Here is a 21,245-nt window from a genome sequence, read left to right as displayed (position 1 = left end):
AATCAGATTTACTCCCTGAACGGAATCCAAAATCTGATTCAATCGCCAAATGACATGCTCTAGCGCGACGAGGTCGAGGACTGGGAGCCCCGTTCTGACCCAATCAGCAACGGGGGAGGCAGTGGCCAGATACCCGTGAGCAGAACGCGAGGAAGGCCGGAAGCGGTGTCCGGCCTTCCTGTGATGGGTAATAATGAAGCAGACTGCCTGCCTGGGTCTTTCCAGGAAAAGTGAAAACACTTTTCCTGGTCGGACATGCGCCAAGACAAAGACTTGGGGCTCCTGTTCCGGATCAATCAGAACAGGATATGCTCTAGCCGCCGAGCCGGGTCCGGACGAGATCCGCGCAGAAGTCGGCGAAGGCGGGATCGTTGATGTGGGCGTGCAGCGTGTGGAGACGGCGGCTGTCGGTCTGGACGAACTCGGCCTCAAGCGTTTCGAACAGCGCCGTGTTGGCAGCGGGGTCCGAGAATGGTTCGCCGGGAGCGTCGAGCGCGGAGACACCGCCCAGGGGCAGAATGAGGTCGACCGGCCCGCGGGCGGCGTTGAGCTTGCCGGCCAGCCAGCGGGCCATGGCGACGTTCTCCGCGCATGTGGTGCGCATCAGGGTGATGTTGGCATTGTGGACGTGGAACAGCCGCCCCTCATAGCGCGCGGGCACGCTCGCGCGGGGGCCGAAATTGACCATGTCCAACGCCCCGCATGAGCCGATCCAGGGGATCGTTGTGTGCGCGAGCATGTCGAGACGCTCGGGACCGGCCGAGCATATCCCGCCCATCATATGATCGGCGGTTTCGGTGGTTGTGATGTCGAGCACAGCCCGGACCATGCCGCTCCGGGTGATGGCTTCGAGGGCCCGGCCGCCGGCGCCGTTGGCGTGAAAGACGATGCAATCATAGTCGTCCTCGAGCCGATCGCGCAGGTTACGGATCGAAGGGGTGGTGACCCCGAACATCGAAAGCGCGAGGGCGGGGCGGGTGTCTTGGCCGGTCTCTGCAGGGCGCGCGCTGGCCATGCCGGCGATGGCGTGGGCAGCATTGGCGAGGATGCGGCGCGAGACCGTGTTGAGCCCGGCGATGTCGGTGACCGGAAACATCATGGCGAGATCCGAGACGCCAACATATCCTGACGTATCGCCCGAGGCGACGGTCGAGACCATGAGCTTGGGTACTCCCAGCGGCAGGCCCCGCATCGCCGGCGCGATCAGCGAGGTGCCGCCGGACCCGCCCAGCCCGATGATGCCGGCGACATCAGTGCGCGAGGCCATGAACGCGACCAGCGCCTCGGACATGGCAATGACTGCCCTCCCGCGGTCGCCTGCGACGGTGACAGCGCCTGCGCCGCTATGATGGTGCCCGGCCACTTCGCGGGCGGTGACGTCCACATCGAACACCGGCCCGCTCGTGCCCACATCGACGGTTGTGACCGGGATTCCCTGCGCGGCAATGAGGTGGGCGACGTAGTGGAGTTCCTCGGCCTTGGTGTCGAAGGTGCCGACAACGTAGACTTTTGCGGTGGTCACCGCTGGACCGCGCGGCCGTGCACCACGTCCCCTGCGCCCTCGAAAGCGAACCGGAAGGTGTCGGTCACCGTGCGGTGGACTTCTGTGGCGTTCTCGTCGCTCACTTCGTATTCGGCCCACCATTCCCCGAAGGTCCGGTTGCCCTCCGTCACGGGCCTGAGGGTCATTTCCGCCACATAGTTCTCCACCGGCAGCGTCGCCTCGAGAATCTCGTAGCAGCACCGGTATTCGCGATCCGAGAGAGTCAGGAGCTTTTCTCGGATATGCCCGCCGTCATGGCTATGGAAATTGCGCACGCACCCGATGCGGTCCGAGGGCAGCCCGTCCTCGATCTCGCTGGTTGCAAAGAAGCGGTGATAACGGGGCAGGGCGTTGAAATCCCTCAACACCGCCCATGCCGCCTCGATCGGCGCATCAATGATCGCGCTGACGTAAACCCTTGCCATGATGATCTCCTTCCCTTGGCCCGTTCCGGGCCTATTTCATCCTCAGGTTTTTGAAGGCCTCGATGTTGTGCTTGATGGCCGTCTCGACCGGCAGGCGCTCGACGCTCGAGGCGCCGTAAAATCCGTTGCAGTGTTCGGAATGCTCAAGAACATAGGCGACGTCTTCGGGAGTAGCGATCGGGCCGCCATGGGCGATGACGATCACGTCCTTGCGGACCTTTCGGGCCGCCTCAGCCCATTCGTCGATCAGCCGGACCGAGTCCGCGAGCGACTTTGCTGTGGTTGCCCCGATGGTTCCCCCAGTGGTAACGCCCATATGCGGGACGATCATATCCGCGCCCGCTTTGGTCATCTCGATGGCCTGATCGGCGTCAAAGACGTAAGGGGTGGTGAGCATGTCGAGCGCGTGGGCCTGACCGATCATGTCGATCTCCGAGGCATAATTGATGCCGGTTTCCTCGAGGCTTACCCGGAAGGTGCCGTCGATGATGCCCACAGTGGGGAAATTCTGGACGCCCGAAAAGCCCAGATCCTTCAGCTCCCGGAGCAGCACCGGCATGATCACGAACGGGTCGGTGCCGTTCACCCCGGCGATCACCGGGGTGTGCTTGACCACGGGCAGCACCTCGAGCGCCATTTCCTTGACGATCTCGTTTGCATTGCCATAGGCAAGCAGGCCGGCCGAAGAGGCCCGGCCCGCCATGCGGTAGCGGCCGGAATTGTAGACGATGATCAGGTCGATCCCGCCCGCTTCCTCGCTCTTGGCCGAAATTCCCGTGCCTGCGCCTCCGCCCACGATGGGCGTGCGGTTGCGCACCATCTCCTGGAGCCGCTCCACGATCTTTGCGCGTTCAATGCGAGGCATTCTGATTGTCCTTGATGCTGGAAGAGGGGGACGCTGCTGGCCGGTTGGGGGCCGCTGCGAGCATGTGACGGATCTGGCCGGCCACCCCGCGGCGGAAGACCAGAACGCAAACGATGAAGACGGTGCCCACCATGACGGTGACCCAGCCGCCAAAGGCGGAGAAATAATAATAGAGCGCGGAGACGATTCCAGCACCGATGACCGGACCAAAGACCGAGTTCATCCCGCCCAACAGAGTCATCAGGATGACGTCGCCGGACATGGACCAGTGCACGTCGCGCAAGGCGGCGACCTGGTAGATGATGACCTTAAGCGATCCGGCGAGCCCGGAAAGCCCCGCCGAAAGGGCGAAGGCAAGGATCTTGTAGCGGGCGACGGGATAGCCCAGCGAGAGGGCACGCGGTTCATGATCGCGGATGGCGCGCAAGACCTCGCCGAAGGGCGAGTTCACGATCCGGTAGACCGCCGCCAGCCCAAGGGCCACGATGGCCATCACGACGAAATAGAGGTTGAGATCGGAGCGCAGGTCAAGCAGCCCGAACAGCGTGCCGCGCGGCACGCCCTGCATCCCGTCCTCGGCGTGAGTGAAGGGGAGGCGCAGGAAAACGAAATAGACGAGCTGGGCCAGCGCCAGGGTGATCATGGCGAGGTAGATTCCAGAGCGCCGCGTGGCCAGCGCCCCAAAGAGCGCGCCGAGCGCGGTGGCAAAGGCGACGCCGAGCAGTATGGAGAATTCGGGCGCCCAGCCCAGGTGCAAGAGCCCATAGCCGGTGATGTAGGCGGCACCGCCGAAAAAGGCCGCGTGGCCGAACGAGAGGATGCCGGTCTGACCCAGGAGGATGTTGAAGGCGCAGGCAAAGAGCGCCATGCACATGATGCGCATGACAAAGACCGGGTAGATGACGGTCGGAAAGAAAGGCACCGCGACGAGCAGGGCGAGGGCGAGCGCGCCAAGGGCGATGAGGACGGCGCGCGGGATGGGTGGGATGGTCATCTCAGCTCTCCTCGCGTCCAAAGAGGCCCGCAGGCCGGACCAGAAGGACCAGCGCCATGACCAGAAAGACGATGGTCGTTGAGCCCTCGGCGTAGAACACCTTGGTCAGGCCCTCGACGACGCCGAGCATCAGCCCTGTGAACACGGCTCCCGATATCGAGCCCAGCCCGCCGATCACCACGATGGCAAAGACGATGATGACCAGTTCGGACCCCATGGACGGATTGACGTGCTGGATAGGGGCGGCGAGCACGCCCGCGAAGGCGGCGAGCCCGACGCCCGCGCCGTAGGTCAGGGTGAGCAGCAGAGGGACATTGACCCCGAACGCCTGAGTCAGTTCGGCTTTTTCGGTGGCCGCGCGCAGCTTGGCGCCTATCGATGTGCGTTCGATGACAAACCATGTCACCGCGCAGACGAAAAGCGCCGAGACGATCACGACGAGCCGGTAGTTTGGCATGACCATAAAGCCAAGATTCGTGGCGCCGCGCAACTGGTCGGGTGCGGCATAGGGATAGCCCGAGGAGCCGAACGCGATGCGGAATCCGCCCTCGATCACGAGCACCATCCCGAAGGTCAAAAGCAGCCCGTAGATGGGATCGAGCCCATAGATGCGACGCAGAAGCAGCCGTTCGACCACCATGCCGATGCCTGCCACGACCAACGGCACGATGATGAGCGACGGCCAGTAGCCGATGCCCAGATGCCGGCCCAGAAGAAAGGCGATGAATGCCCCGGCCATGAAGAAGGCGCCATGGGCGAAGTTCACGATCTTGACGATGCCGAAGATGATCGCGAGCCCGAGGCTGAGCACGGCATAAAAGGCGCCGTTGACCACGCCGAGCATGATCTGGCCCAGAAAGGCCTGGTGGGGAATACCGAAAATGTCCACGAGCTAGCGCGCTCCCACGCGGCTGGCGGGGCATCCGGCCGGATCGGGATGTGCCTTTTCGCGCACGGCTGTCATGTGGATTCCTCCGCGTTCCCGCGTGCACAAGCGAGCGGGGTTTCCTCCAGGCGCATTATCGATCCCCACTTTACAGGGCGCGCTATTGGCCTGACTATGGCCATCATGCACGAGAAACTATCTGAAACGCACATCGTCGGGGACGATACCTTCCAGCAGATCGTGCGTGCGGAGGAGTGCCCGGCCCTCGCCCAAAGGCAGATTTCGCATGTGGGTGTGGGTGACGCTGCGGTACCCTATCGGGTGGTGCGGACCAATCTTTCGGGCGCTTACCTGCATGCGTGTCTGGGGGGCGAGGGGCGCATGCTGCTCGACGGGCGCTGGCGGGCCCACCGGCAGGGCATGGTGACGCTCGCACCTGCCCATGTGCTCCATGCCTTCCACGCGGTACTGGGCAAGCGCTGGCAGTATTGCTGGGTGCGCTACATGCCGACGTCCCCGCGTTCGGCCTCGGGAGGGCTTACCCCGCTGGTGGCCAGTTTCGATGCGCGCCCGCTCTCCCATGCGATCCTGGGGCTGCATCACGAGATGAAGACCGCCGGCGATATCCGCTCGGCGACGCTCTGGATCAACCTGATCGAGCACTATGTCTCGCTGTTCGTCGAACCTCTGCAGGGCGAGGAGCGGCTGGGCACGCTCTGGACGCGGGTCAGCTCCGATCTCGGGCATGGCTGGACGCTGGAGATGCTGGCGGATCTGGCCGGAATGAGCGGGGAGCATCTGCGGCGGCTGTGCCAGAGCCGGCTGGGGCGCAGCCCGATGCAGCAATTGACCTATCTGCGCATCCAGCATGCGGCAGACCTGCTGGCGACAACGGAAATGCGGGTCGAGGACGTGGCCTTCGAAGTCGGCTACCAGAACCCGTTCGCGTTCTCCAACACCTTCAAGCGGATGACGGGCTTCCGTCCGTCCCGGTTCCAGACCCACCGCAGGGGCAAGCTCTGAACCGGGTGTTGCGGCTCAGACGCCGAGCAGGCGGGTTACGCGGCCGAAATCTGAGACGAGCGTCTCGTTGGTGATGGCGTCGGCGACCCGGCCGCGATCGATGATGTAGTGGCGGTCGGCGACGGTCGAGGCGAAGCGGACGTTCTGCTCGACCATAAGGAGGGTCAGGCCCTTGTCCTTGAGGCGGGCGATCGCTGCCCCGATCTGCTGGACGATGACCGGGGCAAGTCCTTCGGTGGGCTCGTCGAGCAGGAGCAGTTTCGCACCGGTGCGCAGGATGCGCGCGATGGCCAGCATCTGCTGCTCACCGCCCGAAAGTTTGGTGCCTGGGCTCTTGAGCCGTCCGCGCAGGCCGGGAAAAATCTCGAGCACCTCTTCGACGCTGAGCCCGTCCTTGTCAACGACCGGGGGCAGCATGAGGTTTTCCTCAGCGGAGAGGGATGCGTAGATGCCGCGATCCTCCGGGCACAGCGCGATGCCCTTGCGGGCAATCACATGGGACGCGAGGCCAATCGTCTCTTGTCCGGCGAGCATGACCGAGCCGGTGCGGCGCGAGACCATGCCCATGATCGAGCGCAGGGTGGTGGATTTGCCCGCGCCGTTGCGGCCCAGAAGCGTCACAAGTTCGCCCGGGCGGATGTCGATGTCGATGCCATAGAGCGCCTGGCTGGGTCCGTACCAGGCCTTCAGCCCTCGGATGGCAAGATGGCTCTGGTCATGGGATTGGTATGCAGGCTCAGCCATGGCCGCCTCCAAGATAGGCGTCGATCACTTCGGAATTGGCGGCGATGGTCGCGTAGTCGCCCTCGGCAAGGATGCGTCCCCGGGCCAGAACGGTCACATGGGTGCTGATCTGGGAGACGATATCGAGATTGTGCTCGACCATCAGCACCGTCCGGCCCTTGGCGGCGGTCTCGATCAACCGGGTTATGCGCTCGACGTCTTCGATGCCCATGCCCGCGGTGGGCTCGTCCAGAAGGATGAAGTCAGGTTCGAGGGCAAGGGTCGTGGCGATCTCGAGCGCACGGCGATGGCCATAGGACAATTCGCCGGCCGGGGTGTTGGCGAGCCGGGTGATGCCGACGGCTTCGATCAAGCCCTCGGCTTTCTCGCGCCCAGCCCCGAGCACCTTGCGCGAGCGCCAGAAGTCGAAGGACTCGCCCCTGTGGCGCTGGATGGCGCGCATGACGTTGTCGCGCACCGAGAGGGAATTGAACACCGCCGAGATCTGGAACGAGCGCACCAGTCCCTTGCGGGCGATAGCATCGGGACCCTTGCGGGTGATGTCCTCGCCGCGATAGCGGATCGTGCCCGCCGTGGGGGTGAGGAATTTGGTGAGCAAATTAAAGCAGGTGGTCTTGCCGGCGCCATTCGGGCCGATCAAGGCGTGGATCGCACCGGTGCGGACCGAAAGCGAGACATCGTCCACGGCCACGAAACCGCGGAAGTCCTTGGTCAGCCCGGAGACTTCGAGAACATGCTCGCTCATGGGAACACCCGTTCTGCGTTAAGGCACTGCCGGGCCCGATAAGGTGCCCGGCAGTTCGGTTCCGGTCAGGAGCGGGGCGTCAGCCCTCTTCACCCGTAACGAGATAGCAGGTGCTCTGGTCGAGCGGCTGGAAGGCCTCCTCGGCGGGGATGGTCGAGACCGCTTCGAGATAGTCCCAATCATATTCGGACTGCTCAGGGGTCTTCACCTTCCACAGATACATGTCGTGCATCATCCGGCCGTCCTCGCGGATGTAGCCGTCGTCGGTGAAGAAGTCGGAAATCGGCGTCGACCGCATGGCTTGGGAAACCGCATCGGGGTCGTCGGTTCCCGCCGTCTCGATGGCCTTGAGGTAGTGCATGGTGGCCGAGTAATTGCCCGCCTGGCTCATGTTGGGCATCATCCCTACGCGCTCGAAGTAGCGGTTGGCGAATTCGCGCGACTCCTCGTTCATGTCCCAGTACCAGCCATTGGTGAGCTGCAGCCCGCCGGCGGCTTCGAGACCGATCGAGTGAATGTCGTTGAGCCAGAGCAGGAGCGCTGCGAGCGTCTGGTCCTGGGTGATCCCGAATTCGGCGGCCGCGTTGATGGCGTTGATCGCATCCCCGCCCGTCGAGGCGATGCCCACGATCTCGGCACCCGAAGACTGGGCCTGAAGCATGTAGGACGAGAAATCGGTGGTGCCCAGCGGGTGCCGGGCCGACCCCAGAACCTCTCCGCCTGCGTCCTCGACCACGCCGGTCACCTGTTCTTCGAGCCCGATGCCGAAGGCGAAGTCGACGGTGAGGAAGAACCATTCCAGCCCGCCCGCTTCCACCACGGCGCGGCCGGTGCCGTTGGCGAGCGAATAGGCGTCATAGGCCCAGTGCACCGCGTAGGGCGAACACACGTCGTTGGTGATGCCGATATTGGACGATCCGTTGACGATGATGTGGCGTTCCATCTCCCTGGCAACGCCCGCCACGGCCAGGGCCGCGCCCGAATTGGAGAGGTCCGTGATCATGTCGACCCCCTCGACATCGAACCATTCGCGTGCCTTGGCCGCGGCCACGTCGGCCTGGTTGAGGTGGTCATAGACGACCACGTCGATGGGCGCGCCGTTCACTTCGCCGCCGAAATCTTCCACGGCCATGCGCACGGCCTCCACCGCGCCGTCACCGGCGAGGTCCGAATAGATGCCGCTCATGTCTGTGAGAACGCCGATGCGCACCATGTCTTCGGACATCTGCGCGTGGGCTACGCTCGTGCCGGCGGCAATGAGCGCGCTGGACGTCAAAAGACGCCCCAGAAAACTGGTCATGGTCTCCTCCTTAGAACCAGAACTGAATTTTTTTATTATCGTTCTCCACTCTATAGCTGCTATCATGCCCCTTTCAGATGCCTGCTATGCGCGATTTGATATCTGAAATGCACATGGGGCGTTCTTGCAAGGCGCTTGGCGCACGCCGGAGCGCCGCTATCTGGGGCGGTCGAGGGGTAGCCCGGGCGTCGGGGTGGGGCGTTCACTGTGTGCCATGGGCTTCCATGATGCGGAAATGTTGATTGCAGCGGTTGAGCGCGCCGCTGCATGGGGCTCAGTGTCGGAGAGAGAGAAGGACGGCCATGACCCATATCCAGTTTCCCATTCCCGACATGACCATCACCGACCGGCGCGAAGAGATCATCGCCGCGCTGGCGGGGGTGGTGCCGGAGGAGTGCCTGATCGTTGCGACCGACCAGATGCGGGCCTTTGAGACTGACGCGCTGACCGCCTACCGGCGCATGCCGCTCGCAGTGGTGCTCCCGCGCTCCACCGAGGAAGTGAGCGCGGTCATGGCCTGCTGCCACGCGGCAGGGGTGAACGTGGTGCCGCGCGGGGCGGGCACATCTCTGGCCGGCGGCGCCATCCCCCAGGAGGATGCGGTGGTGATCGGGGTCTCCAAGCTCAATCGGGTGCTCGATTTCGATCGCAAAAGCCGCACCATCACTGTTGAAACGGGGATCACCAATGTCGCGGTGTCCGCGGCGGTGGCGCCCGAGGGCTTCTTTTACGCCCCGGACCCCTCCTCCCAGCTTGCCTGCACGATCGGCGGCAATATCGGGATGAATTCGGGCGGTGCGCACTGCCTGAAATACGGGGTGACATCCAACAACGTCCTTGGGGTCAAGGTCGTCCTCAATGACGGGACGATCATCGATCTCGGCGGTGACGCGATGGACGTCCCCGGGCTCAATCTCCTCGGCCTGCTGATCGGTTCGGAAGGCCAGCTCGGGATCGTCACGGAAGCCACACTGCGCATCATCCCCACCGCCGAGGGCGCGCGGCCCGTGCTTTTCGGATTCGATTCCAGCGAGGAGGCGGGGGCGTGCGTCGCCGCGATCATCGCCGCGGGTATCGTGCCGGTGGCCATGGAGTTCATGGACCGGCCCGCGATCGAGATCTGCGAGGCCTTTGCCAAGGCGGGCTATCCGCTCGATGTGGAAGCGATGCTGATCATCGAGGTCGAGGGCTCGGACGCAGAGGTCGATGCGAGCCTTGCCCGGATCATCGCCATCGCCGAGGCGCACGGAGTGCGGGTGATCAAGCAGTCCCGATCCGCACTCGAGACGGCACAAATCTGGAAGGGCCGGAAATCGGCGTTCGGCGCCACGGGCCGGGTGGCCGACTATATCTGCATGGACGGGACGATCCCCACCGGGCAATTGCCATTCGTGCTCAAGCGGCTCGGCGAAATCGTCGCCGGCTACGGTTTGCGCGTTGCCAATGTCTTTCATGCCGGAGACGGCAATCTCCATCCCCTGATCCTGTTTGATGCCAACGATCCCGAGGATCAGGCGCGCGCTGAGGCGGCGGGCAATGATATTCTGAAACTGTGCGTGGAGGTCGGCGGGTGCCTGACCGGGGAACACGGGGTGGGGATCGAAAAGCGCGATCTGATGGGCTTTCAGTTCACCAAGGCCGATCTCGACCAGCAATTGAGGGTGCGGGCTGCGTTCGATCCGGACTGGCGGCTCAACCCGGCCAAGGTGTTCCCGCTCGAAGGGCGGCTGATATGAGCACCCTCTATGTGCCGGCGAGCGAAGACGAACTCGCCGAGCTGGTTTCCCGCGCGGCAGGGACGGGCGAGCGTTTTGCGATCCGCGGCGGGGCGACGCGCGGGGCCATCGGGGGGAGGGCAGAAGGCTCGGAGCTCACCACCACCGGGCTGTCGGGCATCACGCTCTACGAGCCGGCCGAAATGGTAATCGCGGCGCGGGCCGGCACCCCGCTGGCCGAGGTGGAGGCCGCCCTTGCCGATAAGGGCCAGATGCTCCCCTTCGAGCCGATGGATCATAGGGGGCTGTTGGGAACCGAGGGCACGCCGACGATCGGGGCCTTGGCCGCTGCCAACATCTCGGGACCCCGGCGCGTGGCGGCGGGCTCGGCCCGCGATCACCTGATCGGCATCCGGATGGTCAACGGGCGGGGCGAGATCATCAAGAGCGGCGGGCGGGTGACCAAGAACGTGACGGGGCTCGATCTGGTCAAGCTCAATGCCGGGGCCTGTGGGACGCTCGGGGTGTTGACCGAGGTTACGTTCAAGGTGCTGCCGCGGCCCCAGTCCGCAGTGACGCTGGCTGCCAGAGGCCTCGCGCCCGAAGGGGCGCTCACCGCGCTCGCGGATGCTCTGGCCACGCCCTTCGAAGTCAGCGCTGCGGCCTATATCGAGGCTGCAGATGCCGAGCCGTCCATGACGCTGGTGCGGATCGAGGGCTTTTCGGAAAGCTGTGCCTATCGCTCCGAACGCCTTTCGGAGTTGCTTGCCCACCATGGTGCCTTCGCGCCGGTCGGGGACGAAGAGGGCGCAAAGAACTGGCGCCGGGTCGGCAATGCGCGCGATTTCGCGGCGCCGAACTGCGCGGCCGTCCTGCGCGTTCATGTAGCACCTTCCAAGGCTCCGTCCATCCTTGAGCTGGCGCAGCGTCTCGAGGCGAGGGTTATGGCGGATTGGGGCGGAGGGCTGATCTGGCTGGGGCTCGGCGCGGATGCATCAGTCGAGGCGGCGATGGCCGGGATCGCCGAGCGCGGGGGCCACCCGATGGTGGTGCGCTGCGCGGCGGACACGGACTGGCCGCTGATCGGCCCGGGCCGCGCGGTGGCCGAACTCGGCAAGAGGGTCAAGGCGGCCTTCGACCCTCAAGCGCTCTTCAATCCCGGCGTTCTGGCAGGATATCTCTGACATGCAGACCCAGTTTTCAGCTGCCCAACTCGCCGACAGCCAGACCCGGGAATCGGAAAAGATACTGCGCTCCTGCGTCCATTGCGGGTTCTGCACCGCGACCTGCCCGACCTATCTGCTCGAGGGCGACGAGCGCGATTCCCCTCGCGGGCGGATCTATCTGATCAAGGACATGCTCGAGAACGACAAGCCGGCGAGCAAGGAGGTGGTGACCCATATCGACCGGTGCCTCTCGTGTCTCTCGTGCATGACTACCTGTCCCTCGGGGGTCAATTACATGCATCTGGTGGACCATGCGCGGTCCCATATCGAAAAGACCTACAGGCGGCCCTGGCACGACCGGCTCCTGCGCCGCGTGCTGGCTGCGATCCTGCCCTATCCGAGTCGCTTCCGCGCTGCGCTGACGCTGGGGCGGCTGGGGCGGCCGCTGGCGCCGCTGCTCGGCAGGGTACCGGGCGGCGATCGGCTCAAAGCCATGGTTTCGCTGGTGCCCGTGGGCGGACTGCCGAGGGTTGGTGCAGAGCCCGCACAGCAGGGCTCCTGCACGCGGCGTGTCGCGATCCTGGGCGGATGCGCCCAGAAGGTGCTGGACCCCGAGATCAACGCGGCAACCCGCAGGGTGCTCGCGCGGCTGGGGGTGGGCGTGGTGCCAGTGCCGGACGAGGGGTGCTGTGGGGCGCTGGTCCACCACATGGGCCAGGAGGACAAGGCGCTCGTCTTCGCGCGGCGCAATATCGATGCCTGGTGGCCGCTGATCGAGGATGGGCTCGAGGCGATCATCATCACGGCATCGGGCTGCGGCACGACGATCAAGGACTACGGCTTCATGCTGCGCGAGGATCCCGCCTATCGGGAGAAGGCGGCGCGGGTGTCAGCGCTGGCGCGGGACATCACCGAGTATCTCGACGGGCTCGATCTGCCCGAGGGGCGCGGCGACACTCTCGTGGTCGCCTATCACTCGGCCTGTTCGATGCAGCACGGCCAGCAGATCAGGGACGAGCCCAAGCGCCTCCTGCAGCGTGCGGGATATGCGGTGCGCGACGTGCCCGAGGGCCATATCTGCTGCGGGTCGGCAGGGACCTACAACATTCTCCAGCCCGGCTTTGCGAGCAGGCTGCGCGACCGGAAAGTTGCCAATATCGAGCGGACGAAACCCGATGTGATCGCGACCGGCAATATCGGGTGCATGACCCAGATCGGCTCGGGTACCGATATCCCCATCGTTCACACCATCGCGCTGATCGACTGGGCCATGGGCGGTCCGGTCCCCAACGGCCTCGAGCGCATCGCCCCGTGACCAGGCGGCGCGATTTCGGGACTCATGACCCGAACCGGGTTTGCAGGCGCGATCAAATCTGATAGGCAATGGCCCACCACAGGGGTGCTCCGTAGATGTCGGGGCTGAGATGCAGGCGCGAAAGCCAGCGGACCCTAAAGCTGATCTGGATAATGCCAGCGGAGCGAGAGGGACCATGTATTCAGGCGTCCAATTTTCCATCTATCCGATGGCCGACGATTTCGTCGGTATCATCACCGGCGCGCTCGGTGCGCTCGATCCCTATCGCGAGCGGCTGAGGATCGAGACCGATGACGTTTCAACGCTGCTCGTGGGTCCACCTGAACTGCTCTTTCCCGCGCTGCGGGACGTGCATGTGGCGGTAGCGCGATCTGGCGTCCATTGCGTGCTTTCAGCGACCGTGTCGCGCGGGTGCCCGGGTGGCGAGGACCAGTCGATCTGCGATACGGACCGGGTGATCGGCGCGGTGGGCCCGCTTGCCGAGCGGATCGAGGGTGCGCTCGAACGGATTGCCGACGCGGGCCGGACCAGCCAGGATGTAACCGGCCAGTTGGCGCTTTATGTGCTCGGCTCGGACACCCATATGGCTGAAGTCGCCGGCTGTATCGAGCTGCTGGAGCAGAGCGGCCTGCGGGTCAAGATGAAGAACTTCGTCACCAAGTTCGCAGGCGATGCCGGGCCGGTCTATGCGGCGCTGGGCGAAACCTTCATGCGGATCGGTCCGCCCGACGGCGGGCACCTGACGCTCGACCTGACGGTTTCGGCCAACAGCCCCAGCCCCAAGGGCTAATCTCCGGATACGGATCACACAGCCATGTTCAGCTCTTCGGCATTTGGGCCGTCACGCCTTGGGCGTGCCCTCGCCCTTGGCCTGCCTGCACTGCTTACCATCGGCGCGCTCGTTCTCGCCTGGGAGGCCTATGTCCGGTTCTCCGGGCTTTCCCAGACGGTCTTGCCCGCACCCACCACGGTCGCGGCGCAGGCGTTCGCCCAGCGCGCGGCGCTCTGGGCCAATGCGGTCCCGACGCTTCAGGCGACCGGCGCGGGGTTCGCGCTTTCGCTCTGCTGTGCGCTCGCTTTTTCGATGATCATCGATTTCGTGCCGATGATGCGGCGAGTGCTTTTCCCGGTGTTCATCGTGTTCCAGACCCTGCCGCTGGTCGCGATCGCGCCTTTGATCGTCCTCTGGTTCGGCTTCGGGCTGGGACCCAAGATCGGCCTCGTGGCGCTCGTCACATTCTTTCCCATGCTCGTGGCTTTGGTGCAGGGCTATGGGTCCACCGAGCGGGAAATCGAGGCGCTGCTGCGTTCCATGGGCGCGGGGCGGCTGCGGGTCTTCCTGCTCGCCCGGCTTCCTTCGGCACTGCCCTATTTCTTTGCCGGCCTGCGCATCTCGATCACCTATGCGGTGGTCGCCGCGATCTTTGCGGAATATTCAGGCGCGGCGCGCGGGCTGGGCATTTACATCCTGAATGCCAAGAACAGCTTCAGGCCCGACCTCGTGCTCTCGGCGGTGATGGTCAGCGCGGTGCTGACCCTTTGCCTTTTTGCGCTGGTCGCGGCGATCGAGCGCCTGGCAATGCCCTGGCGGCATATCCACAAGGAGCCGACGTCATGAGCGGGGTGCTGCTGGAACTGGACCGTCTGGCCATGGGGTTCGGCGATCTTGCGGTGATCGAGGAGATCACCATGCACCTCGCGCGCGGCGAGTTCGTCTCGATCCTGGGGCCTTCGGGCTCGGGCAAGTCCACGCTCTTTAAACTGCTGCTGGGCGAGCATCGCCCGGCATCGGGCACGATCGCGCTTGCCGGTGGCGGCGATCGGCGTTCGGCCTTTGCCTATATGCCCCAGCGCGACGCGCTGATGGCGTGGCGCCGGATCATCGACAACATCACGCTGGGGCTCGAACTCGCGGGGATGAGCCGCAGAACGGCGCGCCGAAAGGTCGTCCCGATGCTTGGGCGGTTCGGGCTCGAGGGGTTCGAGCGCAGCTATCCCGACCAGTTGTCGGGCGGCATGCGCCAGCGCGCCGCCCTGCTCAGGACGATCGTGCAGGATCGGCCGATCCTGTTGCTCGACGAGCCTTTCGGCGCGCTCGATGCGCTCACCCGGATGCAGATGCAGGGGTTTCTCGAGGGGCTTTGGACACAGAACCGATGGTCGAGCCTCCTGATCACCCATGATGTGCGCGAGGCGGTGCTGCTCTCGGACCGGATCTATGTGCTCTCGGCGCGTCCGGGCCGGGTCATCGGCGAGTTCGACGTTGCGCTGGATCGGCCCCGGATCGGCAGCGCAGGCCTCGCCGCCGCTGCCAGTGCCATAGAAGCCCAGATTCTCGACCTGTTGCTCAACACCAATCCCGACGCAAAGGACATAGTTTCATGAGACACCTGTTTGCTTCCACCGGTTTTGCCGGCCTGCTTTTCGCTCCCTCAATGGCGTTGGCCCAGACGGAGGTGACCGTGGCACTCGACTGGACGCCCAACACAAACCATGTGGGCCTCTATGTCGCCCAGTCGCTCGGCTACTATGAGGATGCCGGGCTGGACGTCGAGATCCTGCCCTATTCGGACACCTCGGCCGGAGCGTTGATTGCGAGCGGGGTGGCCGATTTCGGCGTTTCGGGCACGCTCGGGGTCTATGGCCAGCGGGCGCGGGGCTCTGACATTATCGGGGTCTTTGCCATCACCCAGCGGGAGACGGGCAGGCTGGTGTTTTTGGCGGACCGCGACGATATCGAAACCCCCGCCGATCTCGACGGTCTCGTCTATGGCGGGTTCGGCACCGGCTGGGAGGATGCGCTGCTGACCAATATCATCCGCAATGGTGGCGGCGAGGGAGAGTTCGAGACTGTGACCCTCGGCACTTCCGCCTATGAGGCGCTAGCCAACGGGGCGATCGACTTCACGCTGGAGGTTTACACCTGGGAAGGCGTTCAGGCCGAGATCGAGGGGCCCGCACAGCGCGGGTTCGACTATGCCGATTACGGCGTGCCCGAGGAGCACACGACCCTGCTTGCGGCGAGCGAGGCGTGGCTGGAGGGCAACGACGAGACCGCACGCGCCTTCCTTGGGGCCACGCAACAAGCCTATCGGTTTGCCGTAGAGAACCCTGATGAGGCCGCCAACATCCTCATTGCCGCCAATCCCATGGTGCTCTCGAACACAGAGCTGGTCCATGCCTCGATGGAACTAATGGCCGGCGAGCATTATTTCGCGACGCCCGAGGGCGTGGTGGGCAGCATGGACGAGACCATGATGGAGGAGATGGGCCGGTTCATGCACGAAGCGGGGCTTGTCCTCGACCCCTCGGGTCAGCCGCTCGATCCGGTGCCCGATTTTTCCAGCTACTACACCAATCGGTTTCTGGTCGACTGATCGAGTGTCGATCCCCTGAACAGAGGGTGGCAAAAGGCGCCCGGGCGCGCCATTGCTCTTTGAGCCATAGCTTTTGGAGCTGAGACATGACCGATTGGGGCAATGGACTGGCCCGCCTGCAGGATATCATTGCGCACCGGGACCCCGGGGTTCTGGCGCGGGTGGCGGCGGACAACGCCCTTCCGTTACTCGGGGTGCTCCTTGCGGGATGGAGCGCCTACGAGTTGGTGGTCTTTTACTGGATCGAAACGGCGGTCGTGGCTCTTTTCGCCATCCTCTCGGTGGCCGTGGCGCGCCCCGAGGATCAGCCCGCGGGCCCGTCGACCACGCTTGCGGGGCCGAGCATCGCGATGTTCCTCGTGTTCCACGCGGGGATGTTTCTTGCCGTCCACATGATCTTCATCAACACCCTTTTGAGCGAAGCCGGCATGTCGGCTTTCAATCCTTTGCCCGATGTCGATCTTTCGCTGTCCGCCTTCGGGCTGCCGATCCTCTTTCTGGTCGTCCTGCGCGGCATCGGGTTCGTCTCCGAACGGGTCCAGAACGAGCCCACCAGCCCGATCGTCATCGGGCTCTACGTGCGGATCATCGCCATGCAGTTCGTGATCATTCTGGGCGGCTGGCTGGCGTTCGCGATCGGCGGCATCGCGGTGCTCGTGCTCCTGACCTTCGCCCGCTTTGGGATGGAGCTGTTCTGGCCGGAAATCTCGCGATACCTCGCCAGCACCATCAAGCAGAGCGCGCCGCCCAAACCCTAGCGTATCCTGGTCCGATTGGATCAGAACAGGAGCTCCAAGTCGTTAATCCTGTTCAGGAACGCTCTGGAGTCATCGTTCCAAGCGGGTCTCGGCATAGGTCACAGCCCGCCTCCGATGGCTTCGGACGACGAGCTCTGCCTATTCATGATCGGAGTGGGCGCCGGGCTTAGCCGGCGTCCGGGCAGCGCCGGTAGACGCGTGGGTCATCCCACAGCGCGCTGCCGGACATGGCGTCCACGCGATAGGAGAAGAACTCGTCGGGCCCGGTCCAGACCGCGAGTATACTTTCCCCGCTCTCGGGCATCCAGGTGGTCCGGCCCGAGAACTCGAAGACCTCGAAACTGACCTGCGCGCCGGTGGGCGAATGGTAAACCAGCACCCCAGCGCTGGGGGCGGCCAGCGCTACGGGATCCTCGCAGCTCACGACGGGGGCGCCGACGATGATCCCTTCGCCCTCGGGAAAGCCGATCCACCACTTACCGGCAAAGGTGGTGCTGACCCCGTTTTCGATCCCGGCAACGCCTTCGCGCGGGAACTGGGCCTGGGCTGGCCCCGCGAGCGCGGTGGCGAGCACCGTCGCTGCTGCGATCGCTGCAATGGCCTTTGGGCTGTGTCCGCGCATCACCACGCTCCGAGATGTTCGCCGAAGAGCTCCATGCTGAGCTCCCAGGCATCCATGGTGTTCATGAAATTGTCGGGCGTGACCCCGTGGATGAGATTGATATCGAGTTCGAGAATGGAGTTCTCTTCGGCATCGATATAGGCGCGGGTGAACCGGGCTTCCGAGTTCCAGGCGTTGATGGTCTCGAGATCGGAGGGAATTTCGTAGCGGGCGTAAAGATAAACGTCCTCACAGCCTTCGGCCTCGCTGCACGTCATGAAGGACACGAGGTAATTGAGGTTGTCGACCGTGACATGGAACTGCGCGTCCATTCCGGGCTCCTCGACAGCCGTGACCTCCCCGCGCTCCTTGAGCAGCTCCTCGATCTCGGCAACCGAATTGCCGTCGATCAGCTCCTGGGCCCAAACGGGGGTGGCGGCGAGCGCGGCCGCTGCGAGGATGGCGACCAACGACGCCTTCCTGCAGCGCCCACCGAGGGCGCTCGGTTGCACGTTGTGGCTGGAGCTGGATGTGTTCACGGGACGTCTCCGTTGCTGGGAAATGGCTGAAATGCTTGGAGAACCGTATACATCTGCCAAATTCTGTGGCATCCCCCGTTCAGAGGGTAGCGAGGGGACGCGATGACCACCGACGTCAGGCCGGCAGCGGACCGGCGGTTCCTGGTTCGCGTTTCGCCAGCAGTGGTTCTGCTGGCGGTGCTTGCCATCGCCCTTGCGGGCTTTGCCGCAAGCTTGTCTCTCGCACTCAATCAGCCATGGATGGGGCTCTCGCTTGCTCCGGCACAAGACGGCACGGTGATCATCACCGAGGTCGCCGACCCTGGCGGGCACCCGCTGCTCAGGCCTGGCGCGCAGGTGGGTTCGGTTGCGACGCCGGATGGCGACGCGATGGCCCTTGAGGCTGTGGATGTCATTGAAGAGCCCGACACCCTCCCTTATTATGGACAGGTGAACGACTTTCGCGAGCGGCAGACGGCACTCAGCGCCATTGTTGCCAGCCCGCAGGTCGTGGTTACGATCGTGGACGCCGATTTCGGGCGCCAGGAGGTCGACCTCTCGCCCCGCCCGGCGCGGGATCCGTTCTCGCTGCCGTTCGAGTACTGGCTCCAGGTGCTCGTGGGCACCGGCGGGCTGCTGATCGGCGGGGTGGTTTGGGCGTTGCGCATGCGCGAGCAGAGCGCACTCTATCTGTTCCTGACCGGGTTGGGCCTTATGGCCTCGGCGCTGGCGGCCTCGGTGTACAGCACCCGTGAACTGGCACTCCAGGGCGACGTGTTCAGGGTGCTATCGGCCGTCAATCATGCCGGAACGAGCGGTTTTGGCGCAGCGCTCGTTTGCCTGTTTCTCGTTTACCCTCAGCGCCTGGTCCCCGGCTGGGTATGTGTGCTCGTCTGGGCAGGGACCTTTGCGGTGTGGCTCACCCATCTGCTGCAATTGCTGCCCATCCCTTCTATGGGCGTCTACGGGCTTGTGGTCGTCCACTTCGTCCTCATCGTCGGCCTGGCGGGTTTCCAGACCTTCCTGTCGCGGCGCGATCCGGTCGGCCGCGCGGCGCTTGGCTGGTTCGGGCTCTCGATCGTGGTGGGCACCGGAGTTTTTGTCGTTGCCATCGCGCTGCCCACGGTCCTGGGCTTCGAGCCGCAGATGTCCCAAGGCCAATCCTTCGGGATCATCTTCCTGATCTATGTCGGCCTTGCGCTGGGGATCGCGCGATACCGGCTGTTCGACCTCGGGCTGTGGTCGTTTCGGCTTGGTTCGTATCTTCTGGGGGCGATGCTGCTTCTGGGCCTTGATGCCGTGCTCGTTTACGTGGTCGCAATCGAACGCATTCCGGCCCTGGGGTTGTCGCTTCTCGCCGTGGCAATGGCCTATCTGCCGCTGCGCAATGCGCTGGGGCTGCGTCTTGCGGGCGGTCCCGGGCTCAACCAGCGTCGGTTTCGGGATATCGTGGACATCGCGCTGGCCCGTCGCGGCGAGGTGCAGATTGGGAAGTGGGCGGCGTTGCTCGAGGAAACGTTCAGGCCGCTCTCGGTCGAACGCGTGGGGCACGGGTTGGAACACGCGCGGCTTGTGGAGGACGGAACGGCGCTGATCGTGCCCGGCCCGCCGGGCCTGCCGGCACTATCTCTCAACTATGCGGGCGGCGGACGGCGGCTGTTCTCGCTGCGCGATGTCGATCGGGCGCAGGATCTGGTGGAGCTGATGATTCACGCGATCGAAAGCCGTACGGCCCATGAACAGGGCGTGCGCGAGGAGCGGTCGCGGATCGCACGCGATCTGCACGACAATATCGGTGCCCAGCTCCAGCGCACGCTGCAGCTATCGGATTCGGGGCGCAAGGACGTGATCGTCGGCCAGACGCTGACCGATCTGCGCGACATCATCAGCAATGCGCAGGGCGCGGGGATCGGGCTCGAGGAAATTCTCGCCGAGCTGCGGTATGAGACGTCCGAGCGCGCCGAGGCGGCGGGCCTCGTGCTCCACTGGGAAGCCAGCTGCCGCTCCACCCGGGCGGTGAGCGCCAAGACGGCTCACACGCTGCGCTCGATCGTCCGCGAGGCCGCCAGCAACACGATCCGGCATGCCGAGGCCCGTAGCATCACCATTGGCATCGAGGAAGACGCGGGCCGGATCGCGCTGGTCATTGCCGATGATGGTAATGGCCAAATTCCCAAGGCAGGCGAACCCGGCCATGGGCTTCACAACATCGCCGCGCGTGTCGCGGACATGGGGGGAGAATTCTCGGCAACGGGCACCGATGGCACCCGCATCGAGGCTCGATTCCCCGTCGAGATGCCCGCATCCGACCAGTGATCGGCCCATGTCACCCCCGGGGAACCGGGCTGGCCAGGCTCAAGGATAGGCAGGGTCGGGCGGTGCCACGAGGCATTCGGCGAGCCTGAACATGCCGCGCTCCATAGGGTCCCGGCTCGCATCGGGATCCCCGCTGAGGGCCGCCGCGTCATACCACAGCGCCAATCCAAGCTCAGGGGCCATGATGTAGTCGGGGGCCTGCCCACCCGACACCGGAGGGTCAACAAGGAAGCTAAGGCTGGCATCCAGCGCGTAAAACCGAAGGGATGGGGCAAGGAGATCGAACGCACTCTCCTCGGCCAGCAGCTCGCGCGGGCCGTCCGGGCGCGCCGAAGGGGCCGTCGGGTCGCTCACCGGGATCAGGCTCGTGCCGCCATAACCGTTGGACACCGAGAACGTGAACCAGTATCCGCGCTGGGGCGTGGTGAGATGGAGATAGAGATCGGACGCCATGGAGGCATAATTGCGCGCCGGCACCATCTTGAACTCGAAGCGCCCGTCCTCGGACTCGAACCGGTAGATCGCACGCTCGGGCGGGCAGGTTTGAGGGTCGCGGGTGACGGCCGGAGCGCCGGTGGCCACGAGGATTGCGATGCCCATGAGCATGGTCAGCCTGCGCCGGAGCTTGCGTCTTTTCATGACAGCACCAGCGGGGAAAGCGCTGCGAGGACGAGCAGCACGGCTGTCACCACAAGGAAAACGTTCCGGAGGCGATTGTAGCGCGGGGCGACCGCGCCATCCCTGAAGGCCGCGAGGATCGCCTTCGGCTCGGGAAAGATGCTGCCGGTTCTAGCCGTCACGAGCGCATCGGCCCAGAGCGCGAACAGGAAACGGAAAGCGATCACGATCCAGAAGAGGAAGATCGCCCCCTGAATGGCCAGTAAGGTGATCGCGGATGCGCTCATGGTTCAGCTCGCCTGTGCTCGGAACATCGAGCGTGCAGACTAGGATCCG

22 protein-coding genes and 1 riboswitch are annotated in these 21,245 nt (G+C 64.6%); of the genes, 10 read left to right on the top strand and 12 right to left on the bottom strand.

Going from position 1 to position 21,245, the window contains the following annotated elements:
- Positions 1-313 precede the first annotated feature (313 nt).
- From EO136_RS00825 to EO136_RS00805, 5 genes are read right to left on the bottom strand one after another with little or no spacing between them, the layout of a single operon-like run.
- The gene (locus EO136_RS00825) at positions 314-1,522 is read right to left on the bottom strand and encodes a Tm-1-like ATP-binding domain-containing protein (RefSeq protein ID WP_246018224.1); all 1,209 of its coding nucleotides are present in this window, start codon (positions 1,520-1,522) and stop codon (positions 314-316) included.
- Positions 1,519-1,968 (bottom strand): SRPBCC family protein, encoded by a 450-nt coding sequence (locus tag EO136_RS18765; protein WP_127142570.1) that lies wholly within the window; start codon positions 1,966-1,968, stop codon positions 1,519-1,521. Before EO136_RS18765 ends, EO136_RS00825 begins: the two co-directional genes overlap by 4 nt.
- 31 nt (positions 1,969-1,999) lie before the next feature.
- Positions 2,000-2,833 (bottom strand): phosphoenolpyruvate hydrolase family protein, encoded by an 834-nt coding sequence (locus tag EO136_RS00815; protein WP_127142569.1) that lies wholly within the window; start codon positions 2,831-2,833, stop codon positions 2,000-2,002.
- Positions 2,820-3,827: a branched-chain amino acid ABC transporter permease gene (locus EO136_RS00810; RefSeq protein ID WP_127142568.1), complete on the bottom strand. Its 1,008-nt coding sequence runs from the start codon at positions 3,825-3,827 to the stop codon at positions 2,820-2,822. The genes EO136_RS00815 and EO136_RS00810 overlap by 14 nt, the downstream gene beginning before the upstream one ends.
- A 1-nt stretch (position 3,828) precedes the next feature.
- Positions 3,829-4,671 (bottom strand): branched-chain amino acid ABC transporter permease, encoded by an 843-nt coding sequence (locus EO136_RS00805; protein WP_127142583.1) that lies wholly within the window; start codon positions 4,669-4,671, stop codon positions 3,829-3,831.
- Between the two features lie 216 nt (positions 4,672-4,887).
- On the opposite strand from EO136_RS00805, the gene EO136_RS00800 reads away from it, so the two are divergent.
- Positions 4,888-5,736: a helix-turn-helix transcriptional regulator gene (locus EO136_RS00800; protein WP_127142567.1), complete on the top strand. Its 849-nt coding sequence runs from the start codon at positions 4,888-4,890 to the stop codon at positions 5,734-5,736.
- 15 nt (positions 5,737-5,751) lie between these two features.
- On the opposite strand, the gene EO136_RS00795 is transcribed toward EO136_RS00800, so the two are convergent.
- The 3 genes from EO136_RS00795 to EO136_RS00785 form a co-directional block, all read right to left on the bottom strand.
- On the bottom strand, positions 5,752-6,480 hold the full coding sequence (locus EO136_RS00795) for an ABC transporter ATP-binding protein (protein WP_127142566.1): 729 nt from the start codon (positions 6,478-6,480) through the stop codon (positions 5,752-5,754).
- A complete protein-coding gene (locus tag EO136_RS00790) occupies positions 6,473-7,225 on the bottom strand; it encodes an ABC transporter ATP-binding protein (protein ID WP_127142565.1) in 753 nt (250 codons plus the stop codon). The genes EO136_RS00795 and EO136_RS00790 overlap by 8 nt, the downstream gene beginning before the upstream one ends.
- Before the next feature lie 79 nt (positions 7,226-7,304).
- On the bottom strand, positions 7,305-8,525 hold the full coding sequence (locus EO136_RS00785) for an ABC transporter substrate-binding protein (protein ID WP_127142564.1): 1,221 nt from the start codon (positions 8,523-8,525) through the stop codon (positions 7,305-7,307).
- Between the two features lie 302 nt (positions 8,526-8,827).
- Between EO136_RS00785 and EO136_RS00780 the strand changes: the two genes are divergently transcribed.
- The 8 genes from EO136_RS00780 (at position 8,828) to EO136_RS00745 (ending at position 16,856) form a co-directional block, all read left to right on the top strand.
- Positions 8,828-10,261: an FAD-linked oxidase C-terminal domain-containing protein gene (locus EO136_RS00780; protein ID WP_127142563.1), complete on the top strand. Its 1,434-nt coding sequence runs from the start codon at positions 8,828-8,830 to the stop codon at positions 10,259-10,261.
- Entirely contained in the window at positions 10,258-11,424 is a 1,167-nt protein-coding gene (locus EO136_RS00775) for an FAD-binding protein (RefSeq protein WP_127142562.1), read from the top strand. The genes EO136_RS00780 and EO136_RS00775 overlap by 4 nt, the downstream gene beginning before the upstream one ends.
- A gap of 1 nt (position 11,425) precedes the next feature.
- The gene (gene glcF / locus EO136_RS00770) at positions 11,426-12,721 is read left to right on the top strand and encodes a glycolate oxidase subunit GlcF (RefSeq protein WP_127142561.1); all 1,296 of its coding nucleotides are present in this window, start codon (positions 11,426-11,428) and stop codon (positions 12,719-12,721) included.
- Between the two features lie 70 nt (positions 12,722-12,791).
- A riboswitch (TPP riboswitch) is annotated at positions 12,792-12,905 on the top strand.
- Positions 12,897-13,511 (top strand): YkoF family thiamine/hydroxymethylpyrimidine-binding protein, encoded by a 615-nt coding sequence (locus tag EO136_RS00765; protein WP_127142560.1) that lies wholly within the window; start codon positions 12,897-12,899, stop codon positions 13,509-13,511. (Overlaps the previous riboswitch by 9 nt.)
- Before the next feature lie 24 nt (positions 13,512-13,535).
- Positions 13,536-14,339, top strand: a complete 804-nt coding sequence (locus tag EO136_RS00760; RefSeq protein ID WP_127142559.1) for an ABC transporter permease — start codon at positions 13,536-13,538, stop codon at positions 14,337-14,339.
- Positions 14,336-15,106 carry an ABC transporter ATP-binding protein gene (locus EO136_RS00755; protein ID WP_127142558.1) on the top strand — a complete coding sequence of 257 codons (771 nt, stop codon included), beginning with the start codon at positions 14,336-14,338 and terminating at the stop codon, positions 15,104-15,106. Before EO136_RS00760 ends, EO136_RS00755 begins: the two co-directional genes overlap by 4 nt.
- On the top strand, positions 15,103-16,098 hold the full coding sequence (locus EO136_RS00750) for an ABC transporter substrate-binding protein (protein ID WP_127142557.1): 996 nt from the start codon (positions 15,103-15,105) through the stop codon (positions 16,096-16,098). The genes EO136_RS00755 and EO136_RS00750 overlap by 4 nt, the downstream gene beginning before the upstream one ends.
- Positions 16,099-16,184: 86 nt before the next feature.
- A complete protein-coding gene (locus EO136_RS00745; protein ID WP_127142556.1) occupies positions 16,185-16,856 on the top strand; it encodes a DUF6498-containing protein in 672 nt (223 codons plus the stop codon).
- A gap of 166 nt (positions 16,857-17,022) precedes the next feature.
- Here EO136_RS00745 and EO136_RS00740 read toward each other — a convergent pair whose 3' ends face one another.
- Complete coding sequence (locus EO136_RS00740; RefSeq protein ID WP_127142555.1) at positions 17,023-17,478, bottom strand: hypothetical protein; 456 nt, start codon at positions 17,476-17,478, stop codon at positions 17,023-17,025.
- Positions 17,478-17,927 (bottom strand): YbjN domain-containing protein, encoded by a 450-nt coding sequence (locus EO136_RS00735; protein WP_164730375.1) that lies wholly within the window; start codon positions 17,925-17,927, stop codon positions 17,478-17,480. The genes EO136_RS00740 and EO136_RS00735 overlap by 1 nt, the downstream gene beginning before the upstream one ends.
- 171 nt (positions 17,928-18,098) lie before the next feature.
- On the opposite strand from EO136_RS00735, the gene EO136_RS00730 reads away from it, so the two are divergent.
- Positions 18,099-20,291 (top strand): sensor histidine kinase, encoded by a 2,193-nt coding sequence (locus EO136_RS00730; RefSeq protein ID WP_127142553.1) that lies wholly within the window; start codon positions 18,099-18,101, stop codon positions 20,289-20,291.
- Positions 20,292-20,330: 39 nt separating this feature from the next.
- On the opposite strand, the gene EO136_RS00725 is transcribed toward EO136_RS00730, so the two are convergent.
- Positions 20,331-20,930 (bottom strand): hypothetical protein, encoded by a 600-nt coding sequence (locus tag EO136_RS00725; protein WP_127142552.1) that lies wholly within the window; start codon positions 20,928-20,930, stop codon positions 20,331-20,333.
- Positions 20,927-21,196 (bottom strand): hypothetical protein, encoded by a 270-nt coding sequence (locus EO136_RS00720; RefSeq protein WP_127142551.1) that lies wholly within the window; start codon positions 21,194-21,196, stop codon positions 20,927-20,929. Before EO136_RS00720 ends, EO136_RS00725 begins: the two co-directional genes overlap by 4 nt.
- Positions 21,197-21,245: the final 49 nt, after the last annotated feature.

The organism is Pelagibacterium montanilacus (genome assembly GCF_003992665.1).
GTDB lineage: Bacteria > Pseudomonadota > Alphaproteobacteria > Rhizobiales > Devosiaceae > Pelagibacterium > Pelagibacterium montanilacus.
Note: the sequence above shows the minus strand (reverse complement) of the source record. Positions and strands in the feature narration are given on the sequence as shown.